This is a genomic window from Bacillus sp. CGMCC 1.60114 (assembly GCF_042676365.1).
GTDB classification, from domain to species: Bacteria; Bacillota; Bacilli; order Bacillales; family Bacillaceae_G; genus Bacillus_A; species Bacillus_A rhizoplanae_A.
On the sequence record NZ_JBHTHG010000023.1, the window covers coordinates 1 to 8,300 of the forward strand.

An 8,300-nucleotide genomic window follows, 5' to 3' on the forward strand; every position below is an offset into this window, starting at 1 on the left:
CATATTCATAAAAAAGCACGTCACCCTTTCTTATTAACATAAGAGAATAGTAACGTGCTTTTAACTTCAAAAATAGTCTAAATCCTTAAGTTGATGGATGTGTGGTGCTACCCTATATCCATTGACCTTTTACTTTGATATATGTTTCATCGACTCTCCAGGAGTCATTTGTTTGTTTAAGGTGACGTCGGATTCGTTTGTCCAATTCAGGATCGTACTGATGAACCTAACGCATAATCGTTGTATGAGAAATGGATAAGCCTCGTTCCTCCATCATTTCCACTAAATCACGAAAACTGAGGTTGTACCGTAGGTACCATCTTACCGTTAACAAAATAATATCAGGCTGATAATGCTTCCATTTGAACCCATTCTCCTTTTCCATACTGATCACGCACCTTTTTTAAAGTAATATTATCAGTATGTCCAAGTTTAAGAGACTACTTGCAAGAGCTTTAGAGTTTTTGCACCAGAACCCTAAAAAGTTATATGGATAAAAAATTAGAAAATTATATTTGTGTTTTGTCCTAAAAGAGTTGTTTTATATGAATTTGACAAAATTGTGGCAATAATTCTTTGAGAGGAAACGAGTCTCTTCTTAATTATATATGGCGTAATATGACCATCTCTTTAATGATAGTTATTATTGTTTATTGATAAAATTATGAAAATGTGCATAATTTTGTTTTTATTTGTTTTTTTTTGTATTTTATCAATATACTTACAAAGTAATTATATAACGGTTTTCCCTTTTTTTGTTAATTTAAATATCAAACTGGATGAGCCGTAAATTATACTAGGAGGAAAAGTCATGTATGCAGAAATTATTGAAAATAAGCTCGAATCTTTAAAAGAAAGCGGACAATATCGAGAATTTGTCACAATTAATCGGATACGGGGCCAATATCCTTTAGCACAATTGAATGGTCAGAAAGATGCAGAGCCAGTTGTCGTTTGGTGCAGCAATGACTATCTAGGAATGTCTCAGCACCCAGTAGTTACTGAAGCAATGCACGATGCAATTCGAGCGTTTGGTGCTGGTTCAGGCGGATCTCGAAATATAGGTGGTACACATTATCATTACGCTGCACTTGAATCTTCACTTGCGGAATGGCATGGTAAAGAAGCCGCACTAGTTTTTCCTACAGGATATGGATCGAATGATGCAACATTACAATGTTTACTTCGTTTATTTCCAAATTGCATAGTATTTTCTGATGAACGAAACCATGCTTCAATTATCAATGGTATACGTAGCACTCAAGCCGAACGAGCGATATTTAAACATAATGATGTTGACCATTTAGAAGAGTTACTTGCAGCTCAACCACATGATCGAGCAAAAATTATTGTATTTGAGTCAGTATACTCAATGGATGGCGATATCTCACCGATTCAGAAAATTGCGAATCTCGCAGATAAATATAATGCTTTAACATTTCTTGATGAAGTACATGCAATCGGTATGTATGGTCCTCGCGGAGCAGGAATAGCTGCTAAACTAGGTCTTGTGGATCAATTGGACTTTATTCAAGGAACAATGGCAAAAGGTATTGGAGTAATCGGGGGATACATTGCAGCTTCAGCATTACTAATTGACGCTGTTCGTTCTTTTGCATCCGGTTTTATTTTTACTACATCTTTACCACCAGCTGTTGTTGCAGCCTGTCATGCTAGCGTTGAACACTTAAAATCTTCAGATAACGAGCGAAATGTCCTGCACCAAAAGACTAGCATGTTAAGAGAAGCACTTGCTCAAGCAAATATTCCGATAATGGATTCAAGTGAAACACATATTCTTCCTGTACTAATTGGTGAGGCAAAAAAATGTAAAGCTGCTGCCCAGCGTCTACTTGAACAACATCACGTCTATCTGCAGCCTATTAATTCACCAACGGTTCCTGTCGGCACAGAACGCTTCCGGGTTAACGTTACACCGAATCACACTGAGGAACAGATAACGCAACTGGCTGTTGCATTAACAGAAGTTTTTAATTATTTTGATATTCCTTTTGCACAGGAGAACGACGTGGTACATGTATGACAGCTTTTATGTATATCTTCTGCTTAATAGTTTGGGGATTAAACTTTATTGTAGTAAAAATACAAGGTACACCTGTAAGTCTTGAATTGTCATTGACCTATCGCTTGATGGGGGCTGCACTAATGTTTATTGTTCTCATGTGCGTGGTACGTCCAAATGGTAGGCCTTCTCGTAAAGATGTTTTCCCCCTTGTTACTTTTGGGGTATGTAACTTAGCCCTAAGCTACTTGTGTTTATACTACGCGACAATTTGGATTTCTGCCGCACTAGTAACGCTGCTGTTTTCACTGAAGACAGTTCTGACACCGATTGCACTTCGTATATTTCTAGGTGAGCGTCTTCATCCCCGAATTCTAATAGGGGGAATAGTCGGTATTACGGGTGTTTCTATATTGGTTTATCCATTACTAATAAAGAGCTCTAGTACAAGTGACTTAAAAGGAATAGGCCTTGCATTGATTGGAACTATACTTACAGCTATTGGTGATGCAGCTTCAGCCCAAAATGCACGTCGTGGTATTAATGCAGTTTATTCGAATAGTGTTGGCTTTGTTGTGGCTTCGATATTTTTACTTGCTATTTGTGTTTTTCAAGAACAGAACTTTACACTACCAACGTCAGTTTCTTATCTTGGGGCTTTGGCATTTTTAACTGTATTTGCTTCCTTTGGGGCATGGATGTTCTACCTCAAGCTAGTAGAACGAATCGGTGCATCAGTCAGTAGTTATATGGTGGCACTTTTTCCTGCAATAGGTGGTGTCGCCTCTGTTGCGATTGGAGACTCTACACCTACTCTCTATTTACTGTTCGGATGTTTATTTAGTTGCATTGGAGCAGCAATTGCACTAGGATTTCGCTTACCACACAGGAATCGGCATGTTATGAAAAATGAAAGCCCATGGAATTAAAAAATTCCCATGGGTTTTATTTATAAAATATAATGCTGTTTTCTTCTATTGTGAACAGATCTTCAAGATTTCTAGTGTAATTGTAAATAAGGCGTAACTATCTAGTAGATTGCATTCTCTATTTATTGATTTTTTAAATAAACATGATTGTTCATCTTTAATACTGATAAATAAATCAATACACCTTTTTATTAAAAATTATTGTTAAAAATATCAAAAAAAACCTTTAAATTGGATACAAATCCTGATAAGAGGATGGATTGTTTATTATAGTCATTATTTTCGTTAACTTTTAGTTATGAAATATGTGTAGCTTTGAAATTAAGTCGTACCGTTTATAAAAAAGATGAACCGTTTTTAAAAAAGTTGCGATGTTTTGGAGAAAGTTTAACTGTTTTAATGGTGTGAAAACAAATTAAATACAGTGATATCAGCTTTTATGTGAAATTTTGATTAAACTTTCTTAAAAAAGTAAGTTACTAAGAATAACGGATGATTCTTATTTTGATCAAACTTTATTTAAAATAACAACTGACCATATATCAAATTCTTAGTGGCTGCGAGATTGCTTTTAATTGAACTTTATTTCAAACCAACAATATGTTCTTAATACAAAAACATCTTATTAATACATCCCTACTACTAATATTAAGGAGAATGAGTAATCATGAAATATAAATCAGTATTTGATATTATTGGTCCTATTACTATTGGAACACCTAGTGCTTATGGAGTAGAAGCAACAAAGATAGGACATATTGTTCGTCAGCTATTTTTAAAAGACCCAGAAAAAATTGAAATTTCTTTATATGGAGCATTCAAAAAAATTAATTGCACTGTTGGAGCCGATGTAGCAATTGTTGGTGGTATTTTAGGCTTTGAAATGGAGGACTCACTATTCTCTAATGCACTTACAATTGCAACAGAAAGAGGAATTACAATTAATTGTATAGAAGAGATTGCAAAACCGTCTTATCCCAATACAGTAAAGATTACTTTATACAAAGGTGAAGATAAAATTGAGATGATTGCTTGTTCGGTTGGTTGGGGAAAAATCAAAATTATTGAGATTAACGGTTTTGATTTGAAGTTAAATGAAACAAGATCAGCTCTTCTTATTATGAACAATGATCATTTTGGTACAATTTCGTCTGTAACTTCTATATTATCAAGACGTAAAATTAATATTAATATCATACGTGTATCGCGAAAAGAGGAAGGACAAATATCTCTATTGGTAATTGAAACTGAGGAACTATTAAATCATGAAATAATCGAGGAGATTAAAGGATCATCAAAGATTTATCAAACACTAGTTTTAGATTAAACGGTTTTAGTGCAAGGAATCTATAAAACTGGAGGAAGGTTCTGGTGCAAAGTTTCTTCACACACAAAACGGCTGAGATGATTGCTGCTAAATGTTATGCAACCATTATTAACTTTTTTAATTCTTTATACGCAGAAAAAAGCACAGTCTGTTTGAAGGCTGTGCTTTTATTGTGCGCCTAGTATGCGTCTATTCTCTAGGGTTCAAGTACCGAATCGTGAAGGCAGTAGTAACGATTAGCTTAAGACAAGGGTGTGTCCGTGGTGACGCGGAATCTGAAGGAAGTCGGCGGCAAATCTCAAGTCTGAGGAACACGAACTTCATATAGGGGTACCGCCACATGCCCATCAACTTAAGAATTTTCTCTACCCCAAAGTGTAAAAAAACGCCATCCTTTCCTATGTTGTGACCCCTATTTGTGATACGGTTTTTCGTAACAGGACAGACAGTCAATTTTCCAATTTCGTCCTACTTCTGATTCTCTCCGACCAACCCATAGAAAAACAATTCCATCAATTGATCCATATTTCTCGTTATGCGTTCTTGATTCGACGCTTCCCAATGCCGACCCAGCTCATTTTTGTACATCGTGAAGTACAGCATAGTAATATCTTCTGTTTGATCTCTATGAATGTAACCCTCTTGCTTTCCAATCGTGACAAACTTCATAAAAAATTGCATGACCTTCTGCTCATTATAGCTCTCCAGCCTTTGCATCAACCCACTCACCTCAGAGAATGGGGATTTCTGAAACTTATCCGATAAAATTTGTAAATTTTTAGCTTCTAGCAGCATAATTTCCTTCGTCTTTTCAGGAAAGGAACACGCTGAATTCAGAATCTTCTCATACTGCTCCAACTGTTTGTCCATCCAATTTATAAGCATATCGGCATAGAGCTGTTCTTTTGTTCCAAAGTAGTTATAAATGGTAGCGGGAGAAACATTCGCATTTTGAGCGATTTCATTCACGCTTACCTTTTGAAAACCATATTTGGAGAACAATTCAAATGAGGAGCTGTATATTTGCTCAATTTTGTTCTGTTTTCGTCTTTCGAATCCGTTCATATGCTCCACCTCACTTGTAGTGTAGCCCAAGTTTTAGAGTAATTCAATAAAAGTAGTACAAATCTATTGAAATCTCAATTTTAAATATTTATAATAATTTTGTAGTAAAATAGTATATTTACTATATATCTTTTTTTGTTCAACACGATGTTCGCAAACATTAACTTATGATGGGAGTGTGCTTGTATGAAACAAATTCGGATTCCTTCATTTTTACATGATGTGTTCGGTGAAAAACAAAGTATTGGGTCTATTCTAGCCATACTGTTTTTCGGTGGATTGCTAACCATTGCGTTATATTTGAGATTCCCTGAACTCACAGACAACTTGCCGATTTGGCGCAGTGCCCTGGCATTATTGTTGATATTCGATATTTTTTCTGGATGCGTAGCCAACTTTACAGCTTCAACCAGCAACTTTTATGCAGCACGCAAAACAAATCGAATCGTATTCATTGCGATACACTTTCATATCATTCTTGTTGCGCTTCTCTTACATACAGATATTTGGTATTCGATCGGGGTTTGGGCTTATACGATTGCAGGAGCATTTATCGTGAATGCTCTGATTGGGAAGCATTCACAACGATTTATTGCAGGCTTGCTCCTGTCTGTTGGTCTTGGCTGGATACCGATGCTGCCAAATATACAGCCCTATATGTTGATCATCTGCTTATTATTTATGCTTAAAGTGTTATTTAGCTTTGCCGTTGATCATTATGAGAAAACAAGCAACAACACAGGTGAAAAAGCATGAGTGCTCCGTATCGAATATCCAAGCTCACCAAACGGGAGAAGCCCTTATTCGTATCACTCATGAGCAAGGCATTTGCTAAAGATCCCTTATTCCTGCATGTATTTGGTGATTCGGAGATTGATAGAAAAGCAAGAAATAGCGTGACAGCTTTTGTGTCCTTTATGTTTGATAAAAGCTTTATGCTCAATGAAGAGGTGTGGGGCTTGTATGAAAATAAAAACTTGCTTGGCGTATACACCGTTGAAAAACCGCAACCTAGCAGGCTTCAAAATATAACAGGAGGAGCATTACTAATCGGGAGGTTGATTCCATTGTTTTTTCAACTGTCTGGAAAAACTTTAGGTCTCCTCAATTCCTATATGCGAGTGACAAGATCATTTGCTCCTAAAATGGCGCATCACTACCTTATCATGATTGGAGTAAACCCGGAGAACCAGGGCAAGGGAATCGGTAAGGCTCTGCTGCAACACCTATTGCATACGGTACATACGGATAATAAATCGCAGGGAGTCGCACTGGACACGGAAAATGCTGAAAATGTAAGTTTGTACCGGAGATTCGGATTTGCTCTAAGCGGAGAAACACAAATTGACATGGTACCCGTGTATTGCATGTTCTATCAGAAAAAGAGCTCGGGCAATAGAGATTCTGAGATTTCGAATTATTTATGAAGTGGTTTTGAATTTCATACTAGGGGTCACCTTACATGCCCATCAACTCAAGAGATTTTAATACCTTCAAACACAAAAAAAGTTATCCTTTCTAAACAAGCTAAATTAGAAAGGATGACGTTTTCTTATGAATCTCTCGATTCAAGATGAACTACTACCATTTGCAGAAGAATTACAACGATATGTTACACCTATATTTTTAGAAGAACTTGCAAGAGAAATCGGATTTATAAAGCGAAAACGTAAGTTTTCTGGCTCAGACTTAGCTACAATTTGTATTTGGATCAGTCAACGAGTAGCAAGTGATCCCTTAGTACGATTATGTAGTAGGCTTCATGCAGCTACTGGTACTTTACTCAGCCCTTAGGGCTTAAATAAACGTTTAAATGCTAAAGCAGTTTTGTTTTTACAACATATTTTTTCTTTACTGTTACAACAAAAAGTATGTGAACAAACGCAATTTTCTAATCATCTCTTCTCTTATTTTGGGCGAATTCGTATCCTAGATGCTACCTTATTCCAAGTGCCAAATGCTTTAGAGAATATATATCCAGGCTCTGGAGGGTGTGCCCAAACAGCTGGAATCAAAATTCAATTAGAATATGATCTGCACAGTGGGGAATTTCTTAACTTTCAAGTTGGACCAGGAAAAAATAATGACAAAACTTTTGGTACAGAATGCTTAGATACCTTACGACCAGGGGATTTATGTATTCGTGATTTGGGTTATTTTTCATTGGAAGACTTAGATCAAATGGATCAACGAGGTACATACTATATTTCTCGTTTAAAATTGAATACGAATGTATATGTGAAAAATCCAAACCCAGAATGCTTTAAAAATGGTGCAATTAAGAAACAATCAGAATACATACAAATAGATGTGAAACAAATTTTAAATCAACTACAGCCTGGAGAAACATTTGAATTAAAACATGCTTATATCGGTGATAAACAACAGCTGTTTGCACGTGTTATTTTTAACCGACTAACAGAAAAGCAACTTCAAAAACGACAAGCAAAAATCGCGGAAAAAGAAAAATCCAAAAATAGAACGTACTCAGAGAAAAGTAAAGTTGTAGCGGGATTAAACATGTACGTGACGAATACACCTTGGGAATGGGTTCCGATGGAACAGGTACATGAGTTATATACTTTGCATTGGCAAATAGAGATTGTCTTTAAAACGTGGAAATCACTCTTCAAAATAGATCATTATCGTAATGTAAAACAAGAACGATTAGAGTGCCAAATATATGGAAAGCTAATCGCTATTTTCCTGTGCTCCTCTACTATGTTTAAAATGCGTCAACTTCTTTTACAAAAGAAGAAAAGAGAATTAATCGAATATAAGGCAATAGGGATGATCCAAGATTATTTATATCTTCTGTATCAAGCTATACAGAAAAACACCCAAGAAATAATAAAGATTCTAATCCGCCTATTCCACCTACTACAGAAAAACGGGCGAAAATCTCATCGATATGAGAAGAAAACAGTCTTTGATATTATGGGTGTTATCTATGAGT

At 35.9% G+C, this 8,300-nt stretch carries 6 protein-coding genes and 2 pseudogenes; 6 read left to right on the top strand and 2 right to left on the bottom strand.

The features are described 5' to 3' along the window. Window positions 1-115: 115 nt before the first annotated feature. Window positions 116-385 (bottom strand): annotated as a pseudogene (locus tag ACFQZ1_RS08915) (IS6 family transposase); the annotation flags it as partial. 426 nt (window positions 386-811) lie between these two features. On the opposite strand from ACFQZ1_RS08915, the gene hemA reads away from it, so the two are divergent. The 3 genes from hemA to sdaAB all read left to right on the top strand — a co-directional run bounded on the left by hemA (window position 812) and on the right by sdaAB (window position 4,279). Then, a complete protein-coding gene (gene hemA, locus ACFQZ1_RS08920; protein ID WP_377881780.1) occupies window positions 812-2,044 on the top strand; it encodes a 5-aminolevulinate synthase in 1,233 nt (410 codons plus the stop codon). Beyond that, on the top strand, window positions 2,041-2,952 hold the full coding sequence (locus ACFQZ1_RS08925) for a DMT family transporter (protein ID WP_377881781.1): 912 nt from the start codon (window positions 2,041-2,043) through the stop codon (window positions 2,950-2,952). The genes hemA and ACFQZ1_RS08925 overlap by 4 nt, the downstream gene beginning before the upstream one ends. Before the next feature lie 667 nt (window positions 2,953-3,619). Continuing rightward, on the top strand, window positions 3,620-4,279 hold the full coding sequence (gene sdaAB, locus ACFQZ1_RS08930; protein ID WP_377881782.1) for an L-serine ammonia-lyase, iron-sulfur-dependent subunit beta: 660 nt from the start codon (window positions 3,620-3,622) through the stop codon (window positions 4,277-4,279). A gap of 468 nt (window positions 4,280-4,747) precedes the next feature. On the opposite strand, the gene ACFQZ1_RS08935 is transcribed toward sdaAB, so the two are convergent. Then, window positions 4,748-5,344 (bottom strand): TetR/AcrR family transcriptional regulator, encoded by a 597-nt coding sequence (locus tag ACFQZ1_RS08935; protein WP_377881783.1) that lies wholly within the window; start codon window positions 5,342-5,344, stop codon window positions 4,748-4,750. Between the two features lie 186 nt (window positions 5,345-5,530). Between ACFQZ1_RS08935 and ACFQZ1_RS08940 the strand changes: the two genes are divergently transcribed. The 3 genes and pseudogenes from ACFQZ1_RS08940 to ACFQZ1_RS08950 form a co-directional block, all read left to right on the top strand. Next, a complete protein-coding gene (locus ACFQZ1_RS08940) occupies window positions 5,531-6,100 on the top strand; it encodes a hypothetical protein (protein WP_241819031.1) in 570 nt (189 codons plus the stop codon). Then, window positions 6,097-6,771 carry a GNAT family N-acetyltransferase gene (locus ACFQZ1_RS08945; protein WP_377881784.1) on the top strand — a complete coding sequence of 225 codons (675 nt, stop codon included), beginning with the start codon at window positions 6,097-6,099 and terminating at the stop codon, window positions 6,769-6,771. Before ACFQZ1_RS08940 ends, ACFQZ1_RS08945 begins: the two co-directional genes overlap by 4 nt. A 127-nt stretch (window positions 6,772-6,898) precedes the next feature. After that, a pseudogene (locus ACFQZ1_RS08950) lies at window positions 6,899-8,300 on the top strand (IS4 family transposase); the annotation flags it as partial.

Coding starts and splice junctions, on each gene's coding strand:
- sdaAB (WP_377881782.1), top strand. CDS start 3,620: ATGAAATATAAATCAGTATTTGATATTATTGGTCCTATTACTATTGGA.
- ACFQZ1_RS08945 (WP_377881784.1), top strand. CDS start 6,097: ATGAGTGCTCCGTATCGAATATCCAAGCTCACCAAACGGGAGAAGCCC.
- hemA (WP_377881780.1), top strand. CDS start 812: ATGTATGCAGAAATTATTGAAAATAAGCTCGAATCTTTAAAAGAAAGC.
- ACFQZ1_RS08935 (WP_377881783.1), bottom strand. CDS start 5,344: ATGAACGGATTCGAAAGACGAAAACAGAACAAAATTGAGCAAATATAC.
- ACFQZ1_RS08940 (WP_241819031.1), top strand. CDS start 5,531: ATGAAACAAATTCGGATTCCTTCATTTTTACATGATGTGTTCGGTGAA.
- ACFQZ1_RS08925 (WP_377881781.1), top strand. CDS start 2,041: ATGACAGCTTTTATGTATATCTTCTGCTTAATAGTTTGGGGATTAAAC.